At 62.3% G+C, this 23,005-nt stretch carries 28 protein-coding genes; 11 read left to right on the top strand and 17 right to left on the bottom strand.

The annotated features are described in order from the left end of the window. Nucleotide 1: 1 nt before the first annotated feature. The 5 genes from ACR0AO_RS03945 to ACR0AO_RS03925 all read right to left on the bottom strand — a co-directional run bounded on the left by ACR0AO_RS03945 (nt 2) and on the right by ACR0AO_RS03925 (nt 2,471). Nucleotides 2-271 carry a hypothetical protein gene (locus ACR0AO_RS03945; protein ID WP_480600126.1) on the bottom strand — a complete coding sequence of 90 codons (270 nt, stop codon included), beginning with the start codon at nt 269-271 and terminating at the stop codon, nt 2-4. Between the two features lie 11 nt (nt 272-282). Further along, the gene (locus ACR0AO_RS03940; protein WP_480600124.1) at nt 283-840 is read right to left on the bottom strand and encodes a hypothetical protein; all 558 of its coding nucleotides are present in this window, start codon (nt 838-840) and stop codon (nt 283-285) included. A gap of 215 nt (nt 841-1,055) precedes the next feature. Beyond that, complete coding sequence (locus tag ACR0AO_RS03935) at nt 1,056-1,643, bottom strand: biotin transporter BioY (RefSeq protein ID WP_480600122.1); 588 nt, start codon at nt 1,641-1,643, stop codon at nt 1,056-1,058. Between the two features lie 76 nt (nt 1,644-1,719). Next, complete coding sequence (locus ACR0AO_RS03930; RefSeq protein WP_480600120.1) at nt 1,720-2,142, bottom strand: DUF6314 family protein; 423 nt, start codon at nt 2,140-2,142, stop codon at nt 1,720-1,722. Then, nucleotides 2,139-2,471 carry a hypothetical protein gene (locus ACR0AO_RS03925; RefSeq protein WP_480600118.1) on the bottom strand — a complete coding sequence of 111 codons (333 nt, stop codon included), beginning with the start codon at nt 2,469-2,471 and terminating at the stop codon, nt 2,139-2,141. The genes ACR0AO_RS03930 and ACR0AO_RS03925 overlap by 4 nt, the downstream gene beginning before the upstream one ends. 88 nt (nt 2,472-2,559) lie before the next feature. Here ACR0AO_RS03925 and purB point away from each other — a divergent pair, with 88 nt between their 5' ends. The 6 genes from purB to ACR0AO_RS03895 all read left to right on the top strand — a co-directional run bounded on the left by purB (nt 2,560) and on the right by ACR0AO_RS03895 (nt 7,871). After that, nucleotides 2,560-3,864: an adenylosuccinate lyase gene (gene purB / locus ACR0AO_RS03920; RefSeq protein ID WP_480600116.1), complete on the top strand. Its 1,305-nt coding sequence runs from the start codon at nt 2,560-2,562 to the stop codon at nt 3,862-3,864. Between the two features lie 124 nt (nt 3,865-3,988). After that, entirely contained in the window at nt 3,989-4,144 is a 156-nt protein-coding gene (locus tag ACR0AO_RS03915; protein WP_480600114.1) for a chitin-binding domain-containing protein, read from the top strand. 104 nt (nt 4,145-4,248) lie between these two features. Then, complete coding sequence (locus ACR0AO_RS03910) at nt 4,249-4,797, top strand: tetratricopeptide repeat protein (protein WP_480600112.1); 549 nt, start codon at nt 4,249-4,251, stop codon at nt 4,795-4,797. Nucleotides 4,798-4,866: 69 nt separating this feature from the next. Beyond that, entirely contained in the window at nt 4,867-5,967 is a 1,101-nt protein-coding gene (locus ACR0AO_RS03905; RefSeq protein WP_480600110.1) for a flagellar motor switch protein FliG, read from the top strand. A 116-nt stretch (nt 5,968-6,083) separates the two neighbouring features. After that, nucleotides 6,084-6,938: a DMT family transporter gene (locus ACR0AO_RS03900; RefSeq protein ID WP_480600108.1), complete on the top strand. Its 855-nt coding sequence runs from the start codon at nt 6,084-6,086 to the stop codon at nt 6,936-6,938. Between the two features lie 9 nt (nt 6,939-6,947). Next, a complete protein-coding gene (locus ACR0AO_RS03895; RefSeq protein WP_480600106.1) occupies nt 6,948-7,871 on the top strand; it encodes a lysophospholipid acyltransferase family protein in 924 nt (307 codons plus the stop codon). Here the strand turns inward: ACR0AO_RS03895 and ACR0AO_RS03890 are convergent, their stop codons facing one another. After that, a complete protein-coding gene (locus ACR0AO_RS03890; RefSeq protein ID WP_480600103.1) occupies nt 7,872-8,573 on the bottom strand; it encodes a DUF1223 domain-containing protein in 702 nt (233 codons plus the stop codon). Between the two features lie 227 nt (nt 8,574-8,800). Here ACR0AO_RS03890 and acnA point away from each other — a divergent pair, with 227 nt between their 5' ends. Then, nucleotides 8,801-11,491 (top strand): aconitate hydratase AcnA, encoded by a 2,691-nt coding sequence (gene acnA / locus ACR0AO_RS03885; protein ID WP_480600101.1) that lies wholly within the window; start codon nt 8,801-8,803, stop codon nt 11,489-11,491. 66 nt (nt 11,492-11,557) lie between these two features. Here the strand turns inward: acnA and ACR0AO_RS03880 are convergent, their stop codons facing one another. Further along, nucleotides 11,558-11,932, bottom strand: coding sequence for a group I truncated hemoglobin (locus ACR0AO_RS03880; RefSeq protein ID WP_480600097.1), 375 nt, complete (start codon nt 11,930-11,932; stop codon nt 11,558-11,560). A gap of 124 nt (nt 11,933-12,056) precedes the next feature. Here ACR0AO_RS03880 and ACR0AO_RS03875 point away from each other — a divergent pair, with 124 nt between their 5' ends. Further along, the gene (locus tag ACR0AO_RS03875) at nt 12,057-12,758 is read left to right on the top strand and encodes an SDR family NAD(P)-dependent oxidoreductase (protein ID WP_480600094.1); all 702 of its coding nucleotides are present in this window, start codon (nt 12,057-12,059) and stop codon (nt 12,756-12,758) included. Nucleotides 12,759-12,765: 7 nt separating this feature from the next. Here ACR0AO_RS03875 and ACR0AO_RS03870 read toward each other — a convergent pair whose 3' ends face one another. The 10 genes from ACR0AO_RS03870 to yajC all read right to left on the bottom strand — a co-directional run bounded on the left by ACR0AO_RS03870 (nt 12,766) and on the right by yajC (nt 19,771). Continuing rightward, nucleotides 12,766-13,308, bottom strand: coding sequence for a DsbE family thiol:disulfide interchange protein (locus ACR0AO_RS03870; RefSeq protein ID WP_480600092.1), 543 nt, complete (start codon nt 13,306-13,308; stop codon nt 12,766-12,768). Continuing rightward, the gene (ccmD, locus tag ACR0AO_RS03865; protein ID WP_480600089.1) at nt 13,301-13,459 is read right to left on the bottom strand and encodes a heme exporter protein CcmD; all 159 of its coding nucleotides are present in this window, start codon (nt 13,457-13,459) and stop codon (nt 13,301-13,303) included. Before ccmD ends, ACR0AO_RS03870 begins: the two co-directional genes overlap by 8 nt. Further along, a complete protein-coding gene (locus ACR0AO_RS03860; RefSeq protein WP_480600087.1) occupies nt 13,456-14,229 on the bottom strand; it encodes a heme ABC transporter permease in 774 nt (257 codons plus the stop codon). Before ACR0AO_RS03860 ends, ccmD begins: the two co-directional genes overlap by 4 nt. Nucleotides 14,230-14,289: 60 nt before the next feature. Then, complete coding sequence (gene ccmB, locus ACR0AO_RS03855) at nt 14,290-14,946, bottom strand: heme exporter protein CcmB (protein WP_480600085.1); 657 nt, start codon at nt 14,944-14,946, stop codon at nt 14,290-14,292. After that, nucleotides 14,943-15,557: a heme ABC exporter ATP-binding protein CcmA gene (gene ccmA, locus ACR0AO_RS03850; RefSeq protein ID WP_480600083.1), complete on the bottom strand. Its 615-nt coding sequence runs from the start codon at nt 15,555-15,557 to the stop codon at nt 14,943-14,945. The genes ccmB and ccmA overlap by 4 nt, the downstream gene beginning before the upstream one ends. A gap of 154 nt (nt 15,558-15,711) precedes the next feature. Next, on the bottom strand, nt 15,712-16,065 hold the full coding sequence (locus tag ACR0AO_RS03845) for an Mth938-like domain-containing protein (RefSeq protein ID WP_480600081.1): 354 nt from the start codon (nt 16,063-16,065) through the stop codon (nt 15,712-15,714). A gap of 11 nt (nt 16,066-16,076) precedes the next feature. Continuing rightward, nucleotides 16,077-16,829, bottom strand: a complete 753-nt coding sequence (locus tag ACR0AO_RS03840) for a TSUP family transporter (RefSeq protein WP_480600079.1) — start codon at nt 16,827-16,829, stop codon at nt 16,077-16,079. Continuing rightward, nucleotides 16,822-17,790, bottom strand: a complete 969-nt coding sequence (gene secF / locus ACR0AO_RS03835) for a protein translocase subunit SecF (protein ID WP_480600076.1) — start codon at nt 17,788-17,790, stop codon at nt 16,822-16,824. The genes ACR0AO_RS03840 and secF overlap by 8 nt, the downstream gene beginning before the upstream one ends. Before the next feature lies 1 nt (nt 17,791). Continuing rightward, nucleotides 17,792-19,453, bottom strand: coding sequence for a protein translocase subunit SecD (gene secD, locus ACR0AO_RS03830; protein WP_480600074.1), 1,662 nt, complete (start codon nt 19,451-19,453; stop codon nt 17,792-17,794). 33 nt (nt 19,454-19,486) lie between these two features. Continuing rightward, nucleotides 19,487-19,771: a preprotein translocase subunit YajC gene (yajC, locus tag ACR0AO_RS03825; protein ID WP_480600072.1), complete on the bottom strand. Its 285-nt coding sequence runs from the start codon at nt 19,769-19,771 to the stop codon at nt 19,487-19,489. A gap of 358 nt (nt 19,772-20,129) precedes the next feature. Here yajC and ACR0AO_RS03820 point away from each other — a divergent pair, with 358 nt between their 5' ends. The 3 genes from ACR0AO_RS03820 (at nt 20,130) to serS (ending at nt 22,981) form a co-directional block, all read left to right on the top strand. Further along, nucleotides 20,130-21,059 (top strand): DnaJ C-terminal domain-containing protein, encoded by a 930-nt coding sequence (locus ACR0AO_RS03820; protein ID WP_480600070.1) that lies wholly within the window; start codon nt 20,130-20,132, stop codon nt 21,057-21,059. After that, nucleotides 21,056-21,397 carry a MerR family transcriptional regulator gene (locus tag ACR0AO_RS03815; protein ID WP_480600068.1) on the top strand — a complete coding sequence of 114 codons (342 nt, stop codon included), beginning with the start codon at nt 21,056-21,058 and terminating at the stop codon, nt 21,395-21,397. Before ACR0AO_RS03820 ends, ACR0AO_RS03815 begins: the two co-directional genes overlap by 4 nt. Before the next feature lie 291 nt (nt 21,398-21,688). Continuing rightward, a complete protein-coding gene (gene serS / locus ACR0AO_RS03810; protein ID WP_480600066.1) occupies nt 21,689-22,981 on the top strand; it encodes a serine--tRNA ligase in 1,293 nt (430 codons plus the stop codon). Nucleotides 22,982-23,005: the final 24 nt, after the last annotated feature.

Below are 23,005 nucleotides of genomic sequence, written 5' to 3'. Positions count from 1 at the left end.
GTCATCGTGGGCGCGCGGGAAGCGGTCGGGCTGTCGGAGGTCTGTGAATCGGCGGCTTGGCAACCGGCGGGCGGGCGATCGGATGCTCGGGTTTGGGCCGATCCGGGCGCGGCGGGCGGGGATAACCGTAGTAATAGTCGTTCCACAGCATCGAATCGTAGTAAATCCCCCCACCGACCGAGACGTTGGCGTTAGGATCACATGCCGCCAGGGTGATCGCCGCAACACCGCCTCCGACCAGCAGCGTTAGTCTTTTGATCAACGTCGCCATTTATCCCTCCTTCAGCGCATCGAGCGAAACGAGCCATAAATGGCGTTGATATCCGAAACGAGTTCGGGATTTGCGCCAGCCTCAATGACCGCCAGCGAAATCGCGACCCGGTCGCCGGGCAGGTCGATCAGCAAGGCCGTGAAATTGACGGTCCGGCCATCCCGTTCACCGGTTCCGGCAAATTTCTCTGCAGGCAATCCACCGATGCGTAGGCGGGATTCAGTCTGAACCTCGGGATTGGTGACCACCGATTTGCCGATATTTGAAAGATAGGCGCGGGCCTGTTCAAAGTTGGCGACGCCATTCGGAGACATGAACCCGACCCAGACACCTGTTTCGGCCACCGGCTCAAACCCGATTACCCGGTTTATCAGGCGCTCCTCGTCCGAGTCCGGAGGCGATATTGTGCGGGGGCCACCCGCCCGGACCTGCCAGAAATCCGGAGCGCTGATCCGAAACAGGGATTGGCCGTCGGATTTATAGGTCACAGGCATGTCCGCCTTTGCGGCCAGCGGGACCAGCATCGCCGAAACGGCGCAGGCCCGGACGACATTCGCAATCTCAAACATCTCTCTCACTTTCGCTACATTGGGTATGACATTCATAAGCCGGATGAGTTTTGTAAAGAGAAAGGCGCACAAGGGCGGCGGGGAATAATTTGGGTTGTTGCGCCCACAAATTTCCGGTCAACCCACACGAGTCGCCGGAAAACCGCGAAAAAGCAGATCAAACGACAAAGGCCCGGAACGTCGTTCCGGGCCTTTCGATCAGATTGCAAAAGGGCTTAGCCGCGGGCGTCGCCCACCAGTTTCCACAGCGCGGGGATCAGCAGGGCCGCCAATACCAGCTTGATCGCGTCACCCACCAGGAACGGCGTCAGGCCCCATTCCAGGATCGGCTTGTCCCAGCCATAAAGCTGGCCCAGCCACAGCAGGCCGGGAACGTAGATCAGCACATTTGCCAGAACCAGCGCCAGCGCCATCCTGCCAAACGAGCGGTCCCAGCCGCGCGCGGCCAGCGCGCCCAGAAGAACCGTGGCCAGCAGGTAGCCCACCAGATAGCCGCCAGTGCCGCCCATCATGTAAGTCAGGCCGTATTTCTCGGCTGAAGAGCCGGCAAACACATCAAAGCCCAACGCGCCGACCAGCAGATAGCCCAGCATGGTCACAAGGCCCAGACGCGCGCCATATGCGGTGCCGATCGAGAGAACGGCGAAGGTTCCCATGGTGATCGGAACCGGCCACATAGGCACCTTGATCTTGGCGGCAATTGCCAGGGCAACGATGCCCAGCGCCACCAGAACCACTTGTTTGACCCGCAGGGCCGTTCCTTCGCGCGGGCCGATTGCGTCGGCCAGAACACTCATGTTCATATTATGGTCTCCCATATCAATCCGTTATTGGCATACAGCAATGCCCATTCAGGCCGCCTGCTGCAAGAAGTTTACGCTATCGGCGCGAGAATTCTGTTCTCATTTCATAGGATTTGCGCGGCCCCGAAACCGTCCAGCAAACGTTCCAGCGGGGCCAGCGGGAGAAATCATAGGCCGCGTCATAGCTGTCGGGCGGGCAATCGTGGTGGTCGGCCGGGTTTACCTGACCAAGCGTCAAGCCATGGAAATAACGGCCATCTTCGAAATGAACCGCAATTTGGGCGGCTGTGCCCCGCCACAGGTAGCGGCGCGTGCCGCGCATGGGCTGCTGGCCGGGAATGCGCAGCGTAACCTCTTCATCATAAACATATCCGTCTGCGCTGCGACGCAGCGTCGCGACCCCGTCGGCATGCAGGGTCTGGCCTGAAACGCGGTCGTCGATCACCCGTTCCAGACGCCATTCGCCCGCGAAATCCTCGATGCGTTCCGGTCCGGTCACTGCATGTACTCTCCGTCCGTGAGATCCCCGCCCTGCCCGATAAAGCGGATTCTGTCCCCGTCCCTTTCAACATCGTAGCACGCCCACAGGTCCGAGGGCGGCCAGGCCGAACAATACTGGCCGTCGCGCACCGCCCACCTGCCGGTGCTGGGCCCGTTCGAGACATAGAGCGTGGACATCGACGGGTCGAAACTCTGCGTGGCGCCGCCGTCATAGATCAGCTTGCGGCCCGAGAGCGCCTCGAGAATTTCATCACCGTCCAGCCGCCGGAACTCTTCGGCGGCCAGTGCCGCGGGCAACAGCGTCAAAATCAGGGCAAACCGTCTCATTCCCGCTCTCCTGCCTTGTCGACATGCGCGCGCGGGTTTATGACCCGCGCCAACGCCCCATGCCAATCACAAAAAGGTGCCGCTGCCAATGATCCCACGCTATTCCCGCCCCGAAATGGTCGCCATCTGGTCGCCCGAGACCAAGTTCCGCATCTGGTACGAGATCGAGGCCCATGCCTGTGACGCGCAGGCCGAGTTGGGTGTGATCCCGAAGGAAAACGCGCAGGCCGTGTGGAAAGCCAGGGACGTGGAATTCGACGTGGCGCGGATCGACGAGATCGAGGCCGTCACCAAGCATGACGTGATCGCGTTTCTGACCCATCTTGCCGAACATATCGGATCGGAGGATGCGCGTTTCGTGCACCAGGGCATGACCTCGTCGGACGTGCTGGACACCACGCTGAACATCCAGCTGGTGCGCGCCGCCGACATCCTGCTGGCGGATATGGACAAGGTGCTGGCGGCGCTGAAAAAGCGCGCGCATGAACACAAGGACACCGTCCGCATCGGCCGCAGCCACGGCATCCATGCCGAGCCGACGACGATGGGGCTGACCTTTGCCCGCTTCTATGCCGAGATGGACCGCAACAAGAACCGGCTGGAAAAGGCGCGGTGGGAAGTGGCGACCGGCGCCATTTCGGGCGCGGTGGGCACATTCGCCAATATCGACCCGGCGGTCGAGGAGCATGTCTGTGACAAGCTGGGTCTGCGGCCCGAGCCGATTTCAACTCAGGTGATCCCGCGCGACCGGCACGCGATGTTCTTTGCGACGCTGGGGGTCATTGCCAGCTCGATCGAGAATATTGCCGTGGAGATCCGCCACATGCAGCGGACCGAGGTTCTGGAGGCGGAAGAGTTTTTCTCCAAGGGCCAGAAGGGCTCGTCGGCGATGCCACACAAGCGCAACCCGGTTCTGACCGAGAACCTGACCGGCCTCGCCCGCCTGGTGCGCATGGCGGTGATCCCGGCGATGGAGAATGTGGCGCTGTGGCACGAGCGCGATATCTCGCACTCGTCGGTGGAACGCGGCATCGGTCCGGACGCCACCGTGACTCTGGATTTCGCGCTGAACCGTCTGGCCGGCGTGATCGAAAATCTTGTCATCTACCCCGACAATATGCTGGCCAACATGAACAAGTTCCGGGGCCTGGTGATGAGCCAGCGGGTCTTGCTGGCGCTGACGCAGGCGGGCGTGAGCCGCGAGGACGCCTATCGTCTGGTGCAGCGCAACGCGATGAAGGTCTGGGAACAGGGCAAGGATTTCAAGACCGAGTTGCTGGGTGATCCCGAGGTGACCGCCGCGCTGAGCCCTGCTGAGATCGAGGAAAAATTCGATCTGGGCTATCACACCAAGCACGTGGATACGATTTTCGCCCGCGTTTTCCGTGACTAACCGATCAACGCTCGGATGTTAAAGACCAAGGCCCGGATCGCAGGCGTGATCCGGGCCTTGTTGTTTTGCCAGAACGGCCAAAACCGGGTATGATGGCGGGGCAAGTCAAGACAGGAGAAACGCGATGACGTTCAAGACGCTAGCTTGCGCCGTGGTTTTCGGGCTGTCGGCATCGGTCGTTCTGGCCTGCGACAAACACCAGCAGCAGACACAGTCCTGTGTTCCCGGAACGGTCTGGGACAGCGAAAGCCAGAGCTGCGTGAAAGAGGTCACCAGTTGAACTGCGCCTCACCGAAGTTTGAAAGAAAGCGGGCCATCGGTGGCTCGCTTTTTTTGCCTTTGGGCTATTTGATCTGAGAACGGATTATTGACCGGAGATTTCTGATGCGCCTGCTGATCGTGACTGCCGTTGCCCTTTCGGGATTTGCCTTTGCCCCCGACATGGCCCTTGCCGCCAGCGGTGGCAGCGGCAGCCCGCCAAAGACGACGAAGACTACCAAGAAGTGCCTGTTCGGACGGGTCTGGGACGTGGACCGGCAGAAATGCGTCAAACCCAGCCAGACCAACTTTACCGATGACGAGCTTTACGAGGCCGCGCGCGAGCTTGCCTATGACGGGCAGCTGGAGCATGCGCAGAACGTCCTGCGGGTGATGAGCGATCAGAACGACGACCGGGTTCTGACATATTGGGGCTTTACCTATCGCAAGATGGGCCGGGCGGACCTGGCCAATACCTATTATCAAAGGGCCATCGCCACCAATCCCGACAACCTTCTGGCCCGCAGCTATATGGGGCAAGGGTTCGTTGCCGAAGGAAACACCGAGCTGGCCATCGAACAGTGGAAAGAGATCACGGCGCGGGGCGGAGAAGGCACCTGGCCCGAAACCTCGCTGCGCGAGGCGATCCGGTCGGGGTTCACTTACAGCTATTGAGGTTCAGCCTTTCTTTACCCGTGTTCGGCTAGCCTGACTGCGGAAGTCGACTATTGGGTGACGCAGACGATGCAGAACAGCAGCGCATTGGCACGGGTGGCCGCCGGCGGGCAGCGCGCGCCGGCCACGGAACCGGAGGGAATAGCGGAACGCCGGGTTCCGAGGAAGCTTTCCAATATCCAGAAAGCGGCCGTGGTGGTGCGGCTTTTGCTCAGCCAGGGCGCCGAAATCCCGCTGGAGGACTTGCCGGACGAATTGCAGGACCGGCTGACGCAGCAGATGGGGCGCATGGGGCTGGTGGATCGGGTGACTCTTGACGCCGTCGCGCATGAGTTCGCTGAAGCGCTGGAGGGGATCGGTCTGTCCTTTCCGCACGGGCTGGCCGGGGCGCTGGACGCGATGACCGGCAAGATCGGCGCAAGTACGGCGGCGCGTCTGCGCAAGCAGGCCGGGGTGCGCCAGATCGGCGACCCCTGGCAACGACTGCGGGCGCTTGAGGCGGCGGAACTGGCCAAAATGGCGCAGGCGGAAAGCACCGAGGTGGCGGCGGTCATGCTGTCCAAGCTCGACACGCCCAAGGCCGCCGCCCTGCTGGGATGCCTGCCGGGTCCGGTGGCGCGACGCATCACCTATGCGGTGTCGCAGACCGGAAATGTAACGCCCGAGGCCGTCGATCGGATCGGCTGGTCGCTGGCCACGCAACTGGACCAAAGGCCGGTCCCCGCGTTCAAGGACGGACCCGAGGCGCGGGTCGGCGCAATTCTCAACCAGTCGGCGGCCAGCACTCGCGACGGGCTGTTGAGCGCGCTGGACGAGGAGGATGCGGAATTCGCCACCAATGTGCGCCGGGAGATCTTTACGTTCGCCCATATTCCGAACCGAATCGTACCGCGCGATGTCGCCACCGTGGTACGGGGGGCCGAACAGCCGGTTCTGGTCACCGCCCTGGCCGGGGCGGAAACCGAAGGTGACCGGGCGGCGGCGGAGTTTCTGCTGGCGAACATGTCCGGCCGGCTGGCGGACAACCTGCGCGAGGAAATCGGTGAGCGCGGCATGGTCAGGCAGGTCGAGGCGGAACAGGCCATGGCCGAGATCGTGGGCGCGATCCGGGCCCTGACCGAGGACGGCGCAATCACGCTGATCGTCCCCGAGACGGAAGAGGCAGCCTGACCCCGCGTCAGGAACGCTGCGGCATTTTCGGAACGGATGGATGGACCAGCCGCTCGCACCGGCCTATCAAGCGCCATGCCATCCGCCCTTCCTCTGCCCCGAATCGGAGACCCGGCTTGAGCGCCGGAGCGGGCCGCGCCATCCTGTTCATGGTGCTGGCGATCCTGTGCTTTTCGCTGATGGATGCCTCGGTCAAGGCGCTGGCCCCGCAAATCGGAGTGCTGTCGGCGCTTTGGGTGCGCTATGCCGGGCAGATGCTGGTGGTGCTGTTGCTGGTGCTGCCGCGCCTGCGATGGATCGTGCGTACCCGCTATCCGGTTCTGCAACTGCTGCGCTCGCTGCTGCTGATGGGGGCGACCGGATTTTTCTTTGTCGGACTCAGCCGCATTCCCCTGACCGATGCGGCGGCGTTGATGTCGATAAACCCGGTGCTGATCACACTGGGCGCGGCGCTTTTTCTGCGCGAGCCGCTGGGGCCACGCCGGATCACCGGGATTGCGGTCGCCGTGCTGGGCGCGGCGCTGGTGATCCGCCCCGGTTCGTCGGTGTTCCAGCCGGCCGCGCTCTTTCCCATCGGCGCGGCCATCTGTTATTCGGCCTATGCCCTGCTGACCCGGCGCGTCGGCCCTGACGAGGACCCGTGGACCTCGCTGTTCTATACCGGGCTGGTGGGCACCGTGTTGCTGAGCCTGATTGCACCGGGGCAATGGCGGATGCCCGAAGCATCGGGCTGGGCCCTGGTCGTGCTGGTCGCGGGGTTCGGCACGCTGGGGCAGATGTTCCTGATCCGCGCCTTCAGCCGGGGCGAAGCGGCGATGCTGGCGCCCTATGCCTATTCCGGCCTGGGCTTTGCCGCCGTGTGGAGCGTGCTGTTCTTTGCGGAATATCCAGATCTGTGGACAGTTCTTGGCACGCTTGTGATCGCGGGGGCGGGTCTGTATGTCTGGCATCGCGAAACGCAACAGCGGTGAGACCCCTAAATGCCCGTCGAAAAATCGGAACTCGGCCGAGTTGAGCTTGGCAAATACTATGCCGCCAATCTGTTTCTGAAGGGCGTGATCGGCGCCATGCATCTGTTGCCCTATGAGCGCCGGCTGGCAACGATGGGTGCGATGGTGCGCCGCCTTTCGCCGCTGATCGGGTTCCGAAAACGGGTGGAAAAGAACCTGAAACTCACTTGTCCCGACCTGCCGCCCGCCGAGGTCGACCGGATCTGCCGGCAGGTGCCGGACAATGCCGGGCGCGCAATCATGGAGCATTTTTCGCCCGAGGATTTCACCGATCGCCAAAGGAATGCCAAGGTGTCGGGTTCGGGCGTCGCGGCCTTTGAACAGGCGGTGGCCGAAGGGCGGCCGCTGATGATGATCACCGCCCATTTCGGGCATTATCTTGCCGCCCGCATCGCGTTGCAGGCCCGCAGCGGCAAACCCATCGGATGCCTGTATCGCCGCATGGCAAACCCTTATTTCAACGAGATGTATGTGGATGCCTTTCACCGCACCGGTGAGCCGATGTTCGAACAGGGCCGGCGCGGGATGATGGAAATGGTGCGGTCATTGAAACAGGGCGGCATCATCGCGATCGTATCGGACCTGCATGCGCATGGCGGCGAAGAGCTGACGTTTTTTGGCAAACCCGCGGTCACCTCGGTTCTCAACGCCGAACTGGCGATCAAATACGATGCGGTGATGATTCCCTGCTATGCCGTTCGCCAGCCCAACGGTGCCGATTTCGAAATCGTTCTGCATGACCCGGTGCCGCATTCCGACGCAAAGACCATGACGCAGTTCATCAATGACGATCTCGAAGCGATGGTGCGTCAGCATATGGGTCAGTGGTTCTGGATACACCGGCGCTGGAAAGCATGGAACGGTCTGGGCGTGCAGCCCGAGGACATGCCCTGATCACTCGGCCCGGGCGGAGGCGATGATCGGCCCGTGATCGGCGTGCTGCACCAGGACGATGGCTGGATGATCGGAGTCGAGCGCCGCCGAAAATGTCGCGTCCGCCGCGCCGTCCCATTGCCCCGCAACGCGCCAGCTTTCCACCACATTGGCATAGTCCAGATCATGGCCCGCAAGCTCTCCGCGCGTGATCGATACCTGGCGCAGCGGTGAATACTGGACGACCTGGATATCGTAACTTGCGCCCGCCGGCAGGTTCAGCGGCGTGACATCGATGGTCAGATTGCCGCCGGTGCGCGTCACCGACACGCTGGCCACATCCGGCCGCGCGCCGTGGGCTTCGATCAGCCGGTCCAGTTCGCGGCCCTTGGCCCCCACCACGTCATGCTGGCCGTTGACCACCATCTGCGGCGTATAGATCATCGAGCGGCCGCCTTCGCGGGCATAGGCCTTTTGGCGCAGGGTATGCGCGGGATCGGCATATTCATCCTTCCAGCCGATATAATCCCAATAGTCCACATGCAGGGCCAGACCGATCACATCGTCGCGTTTGGCCAGATCATGCATGATCCTGTCCGCCGGCGGGCAGGACGAGCACCCTTGCGAGGTGAACAGTTCGACCACGACCGGATTATCCCCGGCCCAGGCGGGCGAGATGGCGGAAAGGTAGAACAGCACGGCAGCGGCGGATGGTTTGAGCATGGTCGGTCCCGATGTGATGGGGTGTTTCTCAAGGTTTAAAACGCTTGCCGTTCAATCACCAATCAAGGTTTCTTGAGACGAATTTCAAGCCTGCCTCAAAAAATGTGTGCAATGGTATACAAAAATTGCCGCACCCGGCGTCTTGGACCTTGAACCAATCGTCCGGGTGATGCAGATACCCTTCAGCGAATCCCAAATTCCACGTCATTTGAGAGGGAGGCCACCCGATGCCCATCAAAGTCGGACAGGATACCGCCAAGACACGCCGCAGCCTGAGCGTGAATGGTAAATCCGTTTCTTATTACTCGATCCCCGCCGCGCAAGAGGCCGGTCTGGGGGATTTCTCGAAACTGCCTGCAGCGCTGAAAGTGGTGCTGGAAAACATGCTGCGGTTCGAGGATGACGGTTTTTCTGTCTCGGTCGATGACATCAAGGCGTTTGCCGAATGGGGTGCCAACGGCGGCAAGAACCCGCGCGAGATCGCCTATCGCCCGGCTCGGGTTCTGATGCAGGACTTCACCGGCGTTCCAGCGGTCGTCGACCTGGCCGCGATGCGCGACGGTATCAAAGGCCTGGGTGGCGACGCCCAAAAGATCAACCCGCTGAACCCCGTTGATCTGGTCATCGACCACTCGGTCATGATTGATGAGTTCGGCAATCCGCGCGCGTTCCAGATGAACGTGGACCGGGAATACGAACGCAACATGGAGCGGTACCAGTTCCTGAAATGGGGCCAGTCGGCCTTTAACAACTTCCGCGTTGTGCCCCCCGGAACCGGCATCTGCCATCAGGTGAACCTGGAATATCTGGCCCAGACCGTCTGGACCGACACCGACCAGAGCGGTGAAGAAGTCGCCTATCCCGACACGCTGGTCGGCACCGACAGCCACACCACCATGGTCAACGGCATGGCCGTTCTGGGCTGGGGCGTCGGCGGCATCGAGGCCGAGGCCGCGATGCTGGGTCAGCCGATCTCGATGCTGATCCCGGAAGTGATCGGTTTTGAGCTGACCGGTGATCTGGTCGAAGGCACTACTGGCACCGACCTGGTTCTGAAGGTCGTCGAAATGCTGCGCGAAAAAGGCGTTGTGGGCAAATTCGTCGAGTTCTACGGCGAAGGTCTGGACCGTCTGCCGCTGGCCGACCGCGCCACCATCGCCAACATGGCACCGGAATACGGCGCGACCTGTGGTTTCTTCCCGATCGACGGCGAAACCCTGCGCTATCTGCGCAACACCGGCCGTGACGAAGACCGAATCGCATTGGTCGAGGCCTATGCCAAGGAAAACGGTTTCTGGCGGGATGCGGACTATGCACCGATCTATACCGACACCCTGAGCCTCGACATGGGCACCATCGTTCCCGCGATCTCGGGCCCCAAGCGCCCGCAGGATTATGTTGCGCTGACCGATGCCAAGGCCGCCTTCACCAAGGAAATGGAGCAGACCTTCAAGCGTCCCATGGGCAAGGAAGTCGCCGTCAAGGGCGAAGACTACACCATGGAATCGGGTAAGGTCGTGATTGCTTCGATCACCTCGTGCACCAACACCTCGAACCCCTATGTGATGATCGGTGCGGGTCTGGTGGCGCGCAAGGCGGCTGCGTTGGGTCTGAACCGCAAGCCGTGGGTCAAAACCTCGCTTGCACCGGGAAGCCAGGTTGTTTCCGCCTACCTTGAGGCCGCTGGCCTGCAGGAAGATCTGGACAAGGTCGGATTCAACCTCGTCGGCTACGGCTGCACCACCTGTATCGGCAACTCGGGTCCGATCCAGAAGGAACTGTCCGAGGCGATTGCCGAGGGCGATCTGGTCGCCACCTCGGTGCTGTCGGGCAACCGCAACTTCGAAGGCCGTATCTCGCCCGACGTGCGCGCCAACTATCTGGCCTCGCCGCCGCTGGTTGTCGTTTACGCGTTGGCCGGTACCATGGATATCGACCTGACGTCCGAACCGATCGGTCAGGACAAGGACGGCAATGACGTCTTTATGAAAGACATCTGGCCGACCCAGGCCGAAGTGGCCGAACTGGTCGAACAGACCGTCACGCGCGAGGCGTTCCAGTCCAAATATGCCGACGTCTTCAAGGGCGACGAGAAATGGCAGGGGGTCGAGACCACCGACGCGGAAACCTATGACTGGCCGCCGACCTCGACCTATATCCAGAACCCGCCTTATTTCCAGGGTATGGGGCATGAGCCGGGCACCATTTCGAATATCGAAGGGGCCAAGGTTCTGGCGGTTCTGGGCGATATGGTCACCACCGACCACATCTCGCCCGCCGGGTCCTTCGCAACCAACACGCCTGCGGGCAAATACCTGACCGACCGTCAGGTGCAGCCGCGCGAGTTCAACTCGTACGGGTCGCGCCGGGGCAACCATGAGGTCATGATGCGCGGCACCTTCGCCAATATCCGCATCAAGAACGAGATGCTGGAAGGCGTCGAGGGCGGTTACACCAATGGCCCCGATGGCGAACAGACCTCGATCTACGACGCCTCGATGGCCTATCAGGAACAGGGTACGCCGCTGGTGGTGTTCGGTGGCGAGCAGTATGGCGCGGGATCTTCGCGCGACTGGGCGGCCAAGGGCACGGCCCTGCTGGGCGTCAAGGCCGTGATCGCCGAAAGCTTTGAGCGTATCCACCGCTCGAACCTGGTCGGAATGGGCGTCATCCCGTTCGAATTCACCGGCGGCGACAACCGCAAAACGCTGGGCCTGAAGGGTGATGAAACCGTCTCGATCCACGGTCTGGACACCATCCAGCCGCTGCAAGAGGTGCCCTGCACCATCACCTATGGCGACGGTTCGGAAAAAACCATCACCCTGAAGTGCCGCATCGATACCGCGCCCGAGATCGAGTACATCGAAAACGGCGGCGTGCTGCACTATGTGCTGCGCAACCTGGCCAAGGCTGGCTAAGCCGCAGGGTTCATATCAAAAACAAGGACCACCAGCGCCATGCTGGTGGTCTTTTTCATTCGGGATTCAGGCCTCGACAATATCGCCTTTCAGGCCGCCCACGAAATCGGCGATCTGCCCCTGCAGATCAGCCGGAATCGACAGCGCATTCATGGTATCCACGGCATGGCCCAGAAAGCGGTTCCAGTCATCCTCGCTGATCCGCATTCCCACATGCGTCACCTTCATGTCGCGCCCGGTATAGAGCAGTGATCCGCCCGTCTTTTCGACAAGATAGTCGACCAACAACTGGTGTTCGCGAGCGATACCGTCCTGCCCACGATGAGCCCAGAACCGGCCCAGAACCTCATCCCCCATCAGTTTCGGCATCAATGTCGCTACGAAGGCCGCGATGGCGTCATAGCCGCCCAGCTGGCTGTAAAGGCTTGGTTGATCTGTCATGTCATCTCCATCTGGCTGAAAAGTAATCCCGTATTGATAAGCCCCGCACTGCCCGTGCGCTTGACATCGGTCAAATGCGCGGATCACCTTTGCTTGAAGACCAAGAGCATGGGCAGTGGAACGGATGACCAAAGTCGCATTGGTGACAGGCGGCGCGCGCGGGATCGGGCGCGCGATTGTCGAGGATCTGCGGCGGGATCATCAGATTGCCTTCACCTGGCATGCAACCGAACCGGCCGAGGCGCTGTCAGGCAATGACGCCCTGCCCCTGCGGTCCGATCTGACATGCCCCGGCCAGCCCGAGGCCGTGATCGCGCAAGTGCTGGCGCGTTTCGGGCGGCTCGACGTGATCGTGAACAACGCGGGGCTGGTGGCGACAACACCCAAAGAGCGGTTCAACCCCGAGGGTCACCGCGCGATCCTTGATCTGAACCTGCTGGCCCCCGCCGCGCTGCTGGCCGCTGCGCTGCCGCATCTGCAACCGGGGGCCGCGATTGTCAGCATCTCGTCGATCAACGCCGAAGTGCCGCCACGCGACGCGGTGACTTATGGGGCCAGCAAGGCGGCGCTGAACCTGTGGACCCGCGCGATGGCCAAGGAACTGGGGCCGAATGGCATTCGCGTGAATGCCGTGGCCCCGGGGGCGATCAACATCGCCGATGCGCCACGCTCTGACGACCTGACAGAGGCGTTTGTCAGGGACACGGCGCTTGGCAGGATCGGCGTTCCGGAGGACGTGGCCCGCGCGGTCAGGTTCCTGGCATCGGACGCGGCGGCCTTCATCACCGGAGAAGTCTTGACCGTGTCAGGCGGGTACAGGTTGTAGAACGGAACTAGGACCCGCCCATCGCCTTTTCCATCGCCGGGCGCAGGCGGCTGGTCAGTTCGCGTTCCGTGATCGGACCGGCGACGCGCAGGATGATGCGACCCTCGCCATCGATCAGAAAGGTCTCGGGAACGCCATAGATGCCCCAGTTGATGTTCATGGACTGCTCGGCCGCGCCGCCGGCGGTATAGGGATCACCCAGTTCCTCCATGAAGGCGAGCGCGTTTTCGGGGTCGTCCTTGTAATTCGCGCCGAGGACGGTGATGCCCTCCTGTTTCAGCGCCTCAAGGTTGGGATGCTCGGCCCGGCAGGGCGCGCACCAGCTGGCCCAGAAATTCACCAGCTTGATCTTGCCGTCCCGCAGGGTTTCGTCGGACCACAGTTCCTTGTCCCCCAGTTGCGTCAGTTCGACCGCCGGAGACTGCTTGCCCGCCAGTGCCGTCGGCAGCTCGTCCTTGTTGTCGCTGCGGAACATCTGCATCATCGCCAGCAGAACGAAAGCGCCGAAAATCAGCGGCGGTGCCATCATCAGGGGCGAAACCTTAGCCATTCCGGGTCATCCTTTGTTCGACCTGTTCCATCTCGGCCCGCACCTTGCGTCCGCGCAGCACCGAAAACACCACCAGAGCGATCAGCAGCAGCAACGAGGCGGCATAGGCCGACAGAACGGTATCTGCGTATTTCCCCAGATCCGGTATCATGCGTTCACCCTTTCACGTGCCAGCAGCGCCTTGATGCGCCGTGCCCGGATCTCGGTTCCGGTGCGATAGAAAACCAGCGCGATGAACAGCAGCACAAATCCGATGATGCACATCAGCAGCGGGTAGAAGAAGATGTTGCTGACCTTTTCCTCGGTATCCGCGCCGGTGACGGCGGCGGCACGCATCACCGAGGCGCCCTGATGCAGGCCTTGGTTCCAGAAGTTCACCGCATAGCGGCTGAGCAGCGCGAAAACCGACCCCACCAGGCACAGGACCGAGGTCAGATCGGCGGCGGTGTCGGGATCTTCGATCGCCTCCCACAACGCCATATAGCCAAGATAGAACAGGAACAGGATCAGGAACGAGGTCAGGCGCGGGTCCCATTCCCACCAGGTGCCCCACATCGGCTGGCCCCAGATCGCGCCGGTGACCAGCGCGATCAGCGTCATCACGATGCCGATGGGCGCTGCGGCGCGGGCGGCAAGCGCGCTGACATGGTGACGGCGCACCAGCCATACAAGCGAGGTCGCCAGCATCATCAGCCAGCAATTGATCGCCATCAGCGCCGAGGGCACGTGCAGATAGATGATCTTGACGGTCGAGCCCTGCTTGTAGTCATCGGGCGTGAAGAAAAAGCCCCAAACGAGGCCCACCACCAGAAACAGTGCGGAGGTCACCCAGAAGAATGGCAGCACGCGTTCGGTCGTGGCCAGAAATTTCTTGGGGTTGGCATATTCCCAGAGGGCGTTGGCTTTGGTTGCGATTGACATGGGGCTTATCTAGTCCGAGTCGGGGTCATTCTCAATTGACATTGATCAACGGGGCGCCGGTTATCGCAGATTGACGCGCAATACAGCGGCGCTGGCGAAGGGCAGCAGGGCGATGGTGGCGGCGGTGATCCCGGCCAGCATCATCAGCGGGGTGGCCGTATCCATGCCGGTGGCGCCACGCCGGGCGACTTCGGCCCCAAAGATCAGCGTCGGCACATAAAGCGGCAGCACCAGCAGCGACAGGAGCAGCCCGCCGCGTTTCAGCCCGACGGTCAGGGCGGCGCCAAAGGTGCCGATAACGCTGAGCGCGGGCGTTCCGACGCCCAGCGACACCACCAGCCAGAAAAACCCCGGTACCGGCAAGTTCAGCAACACGCCCAGAACCGGGGCCACCAGCACCAGCGGCAGGCCGGTTGTGATCCAGTGCGCCAGCGCCTTGATGGTGACGACCGATTCCAGCGGCAGCGGTGCAGTGGCCAGTAGGTCGAGCGAGCCGTCCTCCCAATCCAGCGCCAGCAGGCGGTCCAGCGACAACAGGCAGGCCAGCAGCGCGCCCAGCCACAGCACCCCCGGCGCGATGGTTGACAACAGCGAAGATTGCGGGCCGACCGCAAAGGGCACCATCACGGTCACGATCAGGAAAAACGCCAGACCAAGGCCAAACCCTCCGCCCGCGCGGAAGGCCAGTTTCAGGTCGCGCAGCAGCAGGGCGATCACAGGAAGCCTCCGTCGAAATCGTCGATGGGTTTGGGTTTGGCCTTGTTGGGGCCGACATCCAGAACCTCTCCGTCCAGGCCGAGGTCGATATGGGTGGCGATCAGGGCCGAACCGCCCTGCCCCAGATGCGCGCGTATCGCGTCGGCAAACATCTGAACCGCGTTCCGGTCCAGCGAGACCGTAGGTTCGTCCAGCATCCAGATCGGCCGCCCGGTGACCAGCATCCGTGCCAGCCCCAGCCGCCGCTTCTGCCCCGCCGACAGGTTGCCTGCGTGCCGGTCGGACAGTTCGTTCAGGTCAAAGGCGTCCAGCGCGGGCTGTATGTCCGGCGTGCCAAAGACCGAGGCCCAGAAGGTCAGGTTCTCGGTCACCGTCAGTGTCGGTTTCAGCCCGTCGGAATGGGCGGCATAGGCGATCCGGTCTTCGGCGCCTTCGATCCGGCCGGTCAACGGCGGCTGCAACCCGGCCAGCGTCCGCAGCAGTGTCGTCTTGCCGATGCCGTTGGGGCCGCGCAGGATCAGTGCCTTGCCAGAGGCAAGGGTGAAGCTCAGACCTTCGAGGACGGGAACGCCGCCACGGGTGACGGCCAGATCGGTAACGGTCAATGTCATGGGTTTCGCTTATCTCATTGCCGTCAGGGGCAAAAGGCAAGATTTGCCGCAGGGGTTCGATGAGCGTGCATGTGAGCATTGTCGGAGCCCGGGGCCAGGCCGCCGCCATTGGCGCTCCCCGCGGTATTTCGGGTCAGATGAAGATTGGAACCCGCTAAACCGGGATCAGGGCCAGCGCGATACGGCGGCCCTCGGCAAGGAGGACGTTATAGGTGCGGCAGGCGGCCGGGGAGTTCATGATCTCGATGCCGATACCGGCATCTTCGAGGGTGCGGCGCAGACCGGCGGGAATGTGTGCCATGTCCCTGCCGGTGCCGATCAACAGAACGTCCACCTGCTCCGACAGAGCCAGCAGCGGCTGGTCGTCGGTATAACCGCCCCAGGCGGCTGTTCCCGCCGGGCCGGTCAGGACGGCCCCCTGATACAGCGCACCGCCGATGCGGAAAAAGCCGGGGCCATAGCCATCGACCGGTTTCGCATCCGTAAAGGAGATTTCGTTGAGGCGCATTTTGATGCCTTTCAGTCCAAAATCGGCAGCCCGGTAATCACGGCCACCGCAATGACCGCATAGGACACCGTGCGGTAAATCTTTTCCAGCGACGGGTCGAACAGCGATTTGCCGATCAGCGTGGTCACAAGATAGGGAATCGAAAACAGGAACGCCATCCACAACACGCCGAGGCCCGCAAGCCCGCCGATCAGGATATTGGCCGCGATCACGATATCGAGAATGGCAAGGAAGATGATCGTGTTTGCCCGCACCTTGCGCACGTCGCGCGCGTTGGCAAGATAAAAGACGATTATGACCGGCCCGGTCAGCCCCGTCATGCCGCCCACCACCCCGGCACCGCCGCCGATGGCGAACCGCCCCGGCCAGCCCAGTTGCCCGTGCCAGCGCCAGCCGGTGACGACCGCCAGCAGGGTCAGCCCGATCACGCCGCTTGCCAGCCAGCGCAGCGTCACCGGATCGAGGCTGGTCATGATCCACAACCCAGCCGGGACCATCACGGCGGCGGCCAGCGCCAGCGAACTGACCTCGGCCCGGTCGCATTCCCGCCAGGCCTGCGGCGCCAGAGCAAGGATCGAGGCAAACCCGGTCGCGGCCATCACGAAGACGACATTGGCCGTGGGCAGGAACTGGGTCGCCACCGGCACGAAGATCATCGCCGTTCCGAAACCGGTAAAGCCGCGGACTAGCCCCGCGACCCCGATCGCGACCAACATCCAGACAAGCCCCGGCGCGGCCAGGGCCTGAAGCAGTTCGTCAGGCATCGATATTGGCGAACTGATTGCCTGCGGTGTTGGATGGCTTGGACCAGTCGCGTTTGACGCCCAGCCACAACAGCACTGTCGAAGCCACGAAGATCGACGAATAGGTGCCCACGATCACGCCCCAGATCATCGCAAAGACAAAACCACGGATCACGTCCCCGCCCAGCACATAAAGCGAGATCAGCGCCAGCAACGTGGTGACCGAGGTCATCACCGTCCGGGAAAGCGTTTCGTTGATCGACACGTTCAGCACCTCTTTGAGGTCTTTCTTTTTGTACTTCCGCAGGTTTTCACGCACCCGGTCGAACACCACCACGGTATCGTTCAGCGAATAGCCGACAATGGTCAGCAGCGCCGCGATGATCGCCAGATCGAACCGGATCTGAAGTTCCGAGAAAATGCCGATGGTCAGAATCACGTCATGCACCAGCGCGGCCACCGCCCCCAGCGCGAACTGCCATTCGAAGCGCAGCCAGATATAGACGAGGACGGCGGCAATCGCGAGCACGACGGCGATCACGGCGGTCTGGATCAACTCGCCCGAGACTTTTGGACCGACGGATTCGACGGACACGAACTCGATATCCGGAATCACACCACGCAGCGCGTCTTGTACCTGGTTGATCACGGTCGCGCTTACCGCCTCGGCGTCCTCCTGCGCCTGAATGCGGATCATCGCGACGTTTTCGTCCGGGCCGAAAGTGGGGTCGAAGATTTCGGTGATGGTCACGTCACCCAGTTCCAACGGCGAGATCGCGTCGCGATAGGCACCGACGTCGATAACCTGCGCGCTTTCGGTGCGGATGGTGGTACCGCCGCGGAAGTCGATGCCAAAGTTCAGCCCCTGAAGCAGGAACGAGGCAAAGCCCACTACCATCAGCAGCGCCGAGATGCCCAGCCACAGCTTCCACCGGCTAAAGAAATCGAAGGAGGTTTCCTTGGGAACAAGTCTCAGTCGCATGTCAAACCTCGATCGTTTTCGGGCGGCGGCTTTCGAACCACATCACGATCATCAACCGTGTCACGAAGATCGCGGTGAAGACCGAGGTGAGGATGCCCAGACCCAGTGTGATGGCAAAGCCGCGAACCGGGCCGCTGCCCATGGCAAACAGGATCGTTGCGGTGATGAAGGTGGTGATGTTGGCGTCCAGAATGGCCGACAGAGCCTTTTCATAGCCCAGTTCGATGGCGCGCGAAGGACCTTTGGCGGTTTTCAACTCCTCCCGGATACGCTCGAAGATCAGCACATTGGCGTCCACCGCCATGCCGACCGTCAGCACGATCCCGGCGATGCCCGGCAGGGTCAGCGTGGCCCCGATCAGCGACAGCAGGCCAAAGATCAGCCCGACATTGATGATCAGCGCGACATTGGCGAAGACGCCGAACAGGCCATAGCTGAGCGCCATGAAAGCCAGCACCGCGACAAAGGCCACGATGGTCGCCACCTTGCCCGCGTCGATGCTGTCCTGGCCCAGTTCGGGGCCGATGGTTCGTTCTTCGAGGAATTCCAGACCGGCGGGCAATGCACCCGCGCGCAAGAGCACGGCCAGATGGGTGCTTTCCTCGACGGTGAAGCGGCCGGTGATGATGCCCGAGCCGCCGGGGATATGGCTTTGGATCACCGGGGCCGAGATCACCTCGTCATCCAGAACGATGGCGAAAGGCGCGCCGATATTGTCGCGGGTATAGTCGCCGAACTTGCGCGCGCCCGAGGTGTTGAACCGGAAATTCACCGCAGGCCGCCCGTTCTGATCGAACGAGGGCTGTGCGTCCACCAGTTCTTCGCCGGTAACGACCGGGGCGGACTCGATGATGTAATAGACACCCCCTTCGTCGATGGACGGTACGAGCTTTTCGCCAACACCCGGCTGGGCATCGGGATCGGTTCCGCGTGAAACCACCGGGTTGAAGGTCAGTTGCGCGGTGGTGCCGATGATCTCTTTCAACTCGCCGGCGCTGCCGATACCCGGCACCTGAATCAGGATGCGGTCGGCGCCCTGCCGTTGGATCGTGGGTTCGCGAGTGCCGACCTCGTCGATCCGGCGACGTACGATTTCCAGCGCCTGCCGCACGGTGCGATCGTCCGAGGCCAGTTTTTCCGCATCCGACAGTTGCACGACAACCATATCGCCGTCGGCCCGCACCTCGATATCCGTGGCCCCGGCTCCGGTCAGGCTTTGGATCGGGCGAGCAAGACCGCGTACCACTTCGAGGGCGCGGGACATGCCTTCGGGCTGGCTGATACGTACGCGAATCTCATCGGGGGCCGAAGGCTGTTTGCGGATCGTGCCCACCGTCGCGCGTTCGCCGCGCAACGCGTCGCGGATTTCGGGCCACATCGCCTCCATCCGGGATTCGTAGACATCGGCCACCCGAACTTCGGCCAGCAGGTGCGCGCCGCCGCGCAGATCAAGGCCCAGATTGACCAGAGACGAAGGCATCCAGCTGGGCCATTGAGCCGCTTCCGCCTGCATCTGGGGCGTGTCGTTGCCCAATTCGATGGCGGCGCGCGCGTCGTTCGACTGTTCGACGCGCGTGTAGAACGCATTTGGCAGGGCCATCAGCAGGCCGGCCACGCAGACCAGACAGATCAGAACCCGCTTCCAGGTATCAATTTGCAGCATTACCCTGCCTTTTCAAGGAATTGCGGAACGAAATCAGTTCGCCGGTTCAGTCTTGTTCAGAACCTGCGCGATGGTCGCCTTGACCACCCGCACCTTGACGCCCTCTGCGATCTCGACCTCGACCTCGCCGTCTTCCTTGACCTTGGCGACCTTGCCGATGAGGCCGCCCTGGGTGACCACCTGGTCGCCACGGCGCAGCGCGTCGACCATGGCCTGATGGGCCTTCATCTTCTTTTGCTGAGGACGGATCAGCAGAAAATACATGATCCCGAAGATCAGGATCAGCGGGAGAAATTGGGCGATTGCGCCACCATCCATAGGATATTCCTTTGTCCAGAAAAGCGGGCCGGACCCGCGAATTTGGCGCGAACCTATGCGTTGGGACAGGTGTTTGCAAGACGGCATGATTGCGCGGTTTTGTGCATTTTGTACCGCTCCCCCGACCCCGATCGTGCAATTTGTACGCTTCGGAGTTTTCGGTTGCGCCCGCTGGTCCGGTGATCGCTGACGCGCCCCACCGATCCCGAACGGGTCGCGACAAAAAGCCGGGCGGGTCAAGGCGGCACGAACCTAACCGGCAAAGGCAGGCCCGCGGTTGACCTGCCCGCTGTCGCGGCCCTAGGCTTTGGAGAGGCGGTGACTGACAGTCTAGAACAGCTCGGGTGGACAGCGGCAGATGAGTGACGATCCCTATGACATCCTCGGCGTTGCGAAAACGGCGACGCAGGAGCAGATCAAGAAAGCCTATCGCAAGCTTGCGAAATCCCTGCATCCCGATCTTCACCCCGACGACCCGGACAAGATGGCGCAATTTCAGGCGGTGTCGGCCGCCTATGACCTGTTGGGCGATCCGGACAAGCGCAGGCGGTTCGACGCCGGGGAGATCGACGCCAGCGGTCAGGAACGGCCCGAGCGGCAGTATTATCACCACTATGCCGGACAGGATGCAGGCCGCCGGTATGATCCGGGCGGTGGCGAGTACGACGATATGTCGGACCTGTTCTCGGAACTTTTCGGTCAGCGCGCGCGTGGCGGCGGGGGTGGTTTCCAACAGGAGTTTCATGCGCGCGGACCTGATGCGCGCTATCACCTCGACGTGGATTTTCTGGACGCCGCGCGAGGCGCGAAAAGCAGCGTCACCATGCCGGACGGAAAGAAGATCGAGATTTCCATCCCCGCCGGGGTAAAGGATGGCCAGACCTTGCGCCTGCGCGGCAAGGGCGGGCTGGGCCATGGCCGGGGTCCGGCGGGCGACGCGCTTGTGACCATCGGCATCCGGCCCCATCCGGTATTTTCGCGAGAGGGCAACGATATCGAGATGGAACTGCCGATTTCATTTGATGAGGCGGTGTTGGGGGCAAAGGTCGATGTGCCGACCATTTCCGGCACGGTTTCGATGACGGTTCCCAAGGGCGTGTCATCCGGGCACAGGCTGCGGCTGAAGGGAAAGGGGGTTGCTTTGCCCACCGGAGAGGCGGGAGATCAGTATGTGCGCCTCAGGATCATGATGCCGGACAGGATCGACGCCGAGATGGAGGAACTGGCCAAACGCTGGCGGGATCACGCGGGGTTCGACCCGCGCAAGGATTTACGGAGACGGGTATGAAACTGGATGAACGGGCCGTTGTGCAGCGCGTCGAACGCCTGAGCCTGCGGGAATTGCGGGTCTGGGTCAGGGAAGGCTGGGTGCGCCCCGCGCAAAGCCCCTCGGGCCCGGTTTTCGACGAGGTCGACATCGCGCGCCTGCGCCTGTTGTGCGACCTGAGAAAGGAAATGTCGGTTCCGGCGGATACGGTCCCCGTCGTGCTGACGCTCATCGACCAGCTGCATCAGACGCGTCGCGAATTGCGATGTCTGGCGGACGCGCTGGAGGCACAGCCCGACGAGGTGCGCACCGCCGTGATCGCAAGGTTTCGCGCAATGCAGGGCGATCCGGGGGGCTGATGCCCTTATGATCCCCGGCGGTTCTGTCGCAGCCAACCGGTTCAATTGCTTTTTACAATTCAGGGCGGGTGTCGAACAGCTACGCGGCCATGCCGGTGTTTTGACTGACGAGATGGTGATGCAGCCTTCACCACCGGGTGGGACGGACGGGAAAGTATTGTTCCCAATGACAATCGGGCCGGTCCGCAACGCCGGGACTTTTCTTTGCGCAATGCTGTCCACCAGTGCTACACCCTGCCTTTCATATGGTGCATAACCGGGCGAGTGAATCACCGTTCAAGGACCTGAAACATGCACGACATCCGCGCCATTCGCGAAAATCCCGCCGCCTTCGACGCCGCTCTTGCGCGCCGTGGGGACGCGCCGGTGTCGTCGGACCTGCTGCGCCTCGACGAGGAGCGGCGCGCCAAGATCCTGGCGGCCGAGACCGCGCAGGCCGAGCAGAACAAGGCCAGCAAGGAGGTCGGCGCCGCCAAGGCACGCGGCGATGAAGCCGAGTTCGCGCGGCTGCGCGCGCTGGTGGCCGAGAAAAAGGCCGAAATCGCGCGGATGCAGAACGAGGCCAAGGACCTGGATGCTCTGCTGAGCGATCAGATGTCGCGTATCGCCAACCTGCCGGCCGAGGACGTGCCGCAGGGGGCGGACGAAGACGACAATGTCGAAGTGAACCGCTGGGGCACCCCGCGCGAGATGGATTTTGCGCCCAAAGAGCATTTCGAGATCGCCAGCGTCCAGAACGGCATGGATTTCGAAACCGCCGCCAAGCTGTCCGGCTCGCGCTTTGTGCTGCTGTCCGGCGGCGTCGCGCGCATCCACCGGGCGCTGGCGCAGTTCATGCTTGACACGCATATCAATGAAAACGGCCTGACCGAAGTCAACGGCCCGGTATTGGTGCTGTCCGAGATGATGCAGGGCACCGGCCAGTTGCCGAAATTCGGCGAAGACAGCTATCAGACCCGCGAGGGGTGGTGGCTGATCCCGACTTCCGAGGTGTCGCTGACCAATATCGTCAATGATACGATGATCGAGGAAAGCTATTTGCCGCGCCGCTACACCGCGCATTCGTTGTGCTTCCGGTCCGAGGCCGGGTCGGCGGGCAAGGACACGCGCGGCATGCTGCGCCAGCACCAGTTCGAAAAGGTCGAGATGGTGTCGGTCACCCATCCCGACAAATCGGAAGAGGAACAAAAGCGCATGCTGCGCTGCGCCGAGGGGATTCTGGAAAAGCTGGGCATCCCCTATCGCACCGTGGTTCTGTGCACCGGCGACATGGGGTTCGGCGCGCGCCGTACTTATGACATCGAAGCGTGGCTGCCCGGGCAGGACACTTATCGCGAGATCAGCTCGGTCTCGACCTGCGGCGATTTCCAGGCCCGCCGGATGAATGCCCGGTTCCGTCCCGAAGGCGGCGGCAAGCCCGAATTCGTGCATACGCTGAACGGCTCGGGACTGGCGGTGGGGCGCTGCCTGATCGCGGTGCTGGAGAACGGGCAGAACGAGGACGGCACCGTCACCCTGCCCGAGGTGCTGGCGCCCTATCTGGGCGGCAAGCTGACGCTGCAAATGGACGGCACGCTGGCATAAGAAAACCGGCGCCGCAGATCGCGG

The organism is Ruegeria sp. AF8 (assembly GCF_056541825.1).
The sequence above is the reverse complement of the archived record's forward strand: the minus strand, read 5'-3'. Positions and strand labels throughout refer to the sequence as shown.

Excerpts from the sequence above, each read along its gene's own strand:
- ACR0AO_RS03945 (WP_480600126.1), bottom strand. The coding sequence starts at position 271 with ATGGCGACGTTGATCAAAAGACTAACGCTGCTGGTCGGAGGCGGTGTT.
- ACR0AO_RS03940 (WP_480600124.1), bottom strand. The coding sequence starts at position 840 with ATGTTTGAGATTGCGAATGTCGTCCGGGCCTGCGCCGTTTCGGCGATG.
- ACR0AO_RS03935 (WP_480600122.1), bottom strand. The coding sequence starts at position 1,643 with ATGAACATGAGTGTTCTGGCCGACGCAATCGGCCCGCGCGAAGGAACG.
- ACR0AO_RS03925 (WP_480600118.1), bottom strand. The coding sequence starts at position 2,471 with ATGAGACGGTTTGCCCTGATTTTGACGCTGTTGCCCGCGGCACTGGCC.
- purB (WP_480600116.1), top strand. The coding sequence starts at position 2,560 with ATGATCCCACGCTATTCCCGCCCCGAAATGGTCGCCATCTGGTCGCCC.
- ACR0AO_RS03915 (WP_480600114.1), top strand. The coding sequence starts at position 3,989 with ATGACGTTCAAGACGCTAGCTTGCGCCGTGGTTTTCGGGCTGTCGGCA.
- ACR0AO_RS03910 (WP_480600112.1), top strand. The coding sequence starts at position 4,249 with ATGCGCCTGCTGATCGTGACTGCCGTTGCCCTTTCGGGATTTGCCTTT.
- ACR0AO_RS03905 (WP_480600110.1), top strand. The coding sequence starts at position 4,867 with ATGCAGAACAGCAGCGCATTGGCACGGGTGGCCGCCGGCGGGCAGCGC.
- ACR0AO_RS03895 (WP_480600106.1), top strand. The coding sequence starts at position 6,948 with ATGCCCGTCGAAAAATCGGAACTCGGCCGAGTTGAGCTTGGCAAATAC.
- ACR0AO_RS03890 (WP_480600103.1), bottom strand. The coding sequence starts at position 8,573 with ATGCTCAAACCATCCGCCGCTGCCGTGCTGTTCTACCTTTCCGCCATC.
- acnA (WP_480600101.1), top strand. The coding sequence starts at position 8,801 with ATGCCCATCAAAGTCGGACAGGATACCGCCAAGACACGCCGCAGCCTG.
- ACR0AO_RS03880 (WP_480600097.1), bottom strand. The coding sequence starts at position 11,932 with ATGACAGATCAACCAAGCCTTTACAGCCAGCTGGGCGGCTATGACGCC.
- ACR0AO_RS03875 (WP_480600094.1), top strand. The coding sequence starts at position 12,057 with ATGACCAAAGTCGCATTGGTGACAGGCGGCGCGCGCGGGATCGGGCGC.
- ACR0AO_RS03870 (WP_480600092.1), bottom strand. The coding sequence starts at position 13,308 with ATGGCTAAGGTTTCGCCCCTGATGATGGCACCGCCGCTGATTTTCGGC.
- ccmD (WP_480600089.1), bottom strand. The coding sequence starts at position 13,459 with ATGATACCGGATCTGGGGAAATACGCAGATACCGTTCTGTCGGCCTAT.
- ACR0AO_RS03860 (WP_480600087.1), bottom strand. The coding sequence starts at position 14,229 with ATGTCAATCGCAACCAAAGCCAACGCCCTCTGGGAATATGCCAACCCC.
- ccmA (WP_480600083.1), bottom strand. The coding sequence starts at position 15,557 with ATGACATTGACCGTTACCGATCTGGCCGTCACCCGTGGCGGCGTTCCC.
- ACR0AO_RS03845 (WP_480600081.1), bottom strand. The coding sequence starts at position 16,065 with ATGCGCCTCAACGAAATCTCCTTTACGGATGCGAAACCGGTCGATGGC.
- ACR0AO_RS03840 (WP_480600079.1), bottom strand. The coding sequence starts at position 16,829 with ATGCCTGACGAACTGCTTCAGGCCCTGGCCGCGCCGGGGCTTGTCTGG.
- secF (WP_480600076.1), bottom strand. The coding sequence starts at position 17,790 with ATGCGACTGAGACTTGTTCCCAAGGAAACCTCCTTCGATTTCTTTAGC.
- secD (WP_480600074.1), bottom strand. The coding sequence starts at position 19,453 with ATGCTGCAAATTGATACCTGGAAGCGGGTTCTGATCTGTCTGGTCTGC.
- yajC (WP_480600072.1), bottom strand. The coding sequence starts at position 19,771 with ATGGATGGTGGCGCAATCGCCCAATTTCTCCCGCTGATCCTGATCTTC.
- ACR0AO_RS03820 (WP_480600070.1), top strand. The coding sequence starts at position 20,130 with ATGAGTGACGATCCCTATGACATCCTCGGCGTTGCGAAAACGGCGACG.
- ACR0AO_RS03815 (WP_480600068.1), top strand. The coding sequence starts at position 21,056 with ATGAAACTGGATGAACGGGCCGTTGTGCAGCGCGTCGAACGCCTGAGC.
- serS (WP_480600066.1), top strand. The coding sequence starts at position 21,689 with ATGCACGACATCCGCGCCATTCGCGAAAATCCCGCCGCCTTCGACGCC.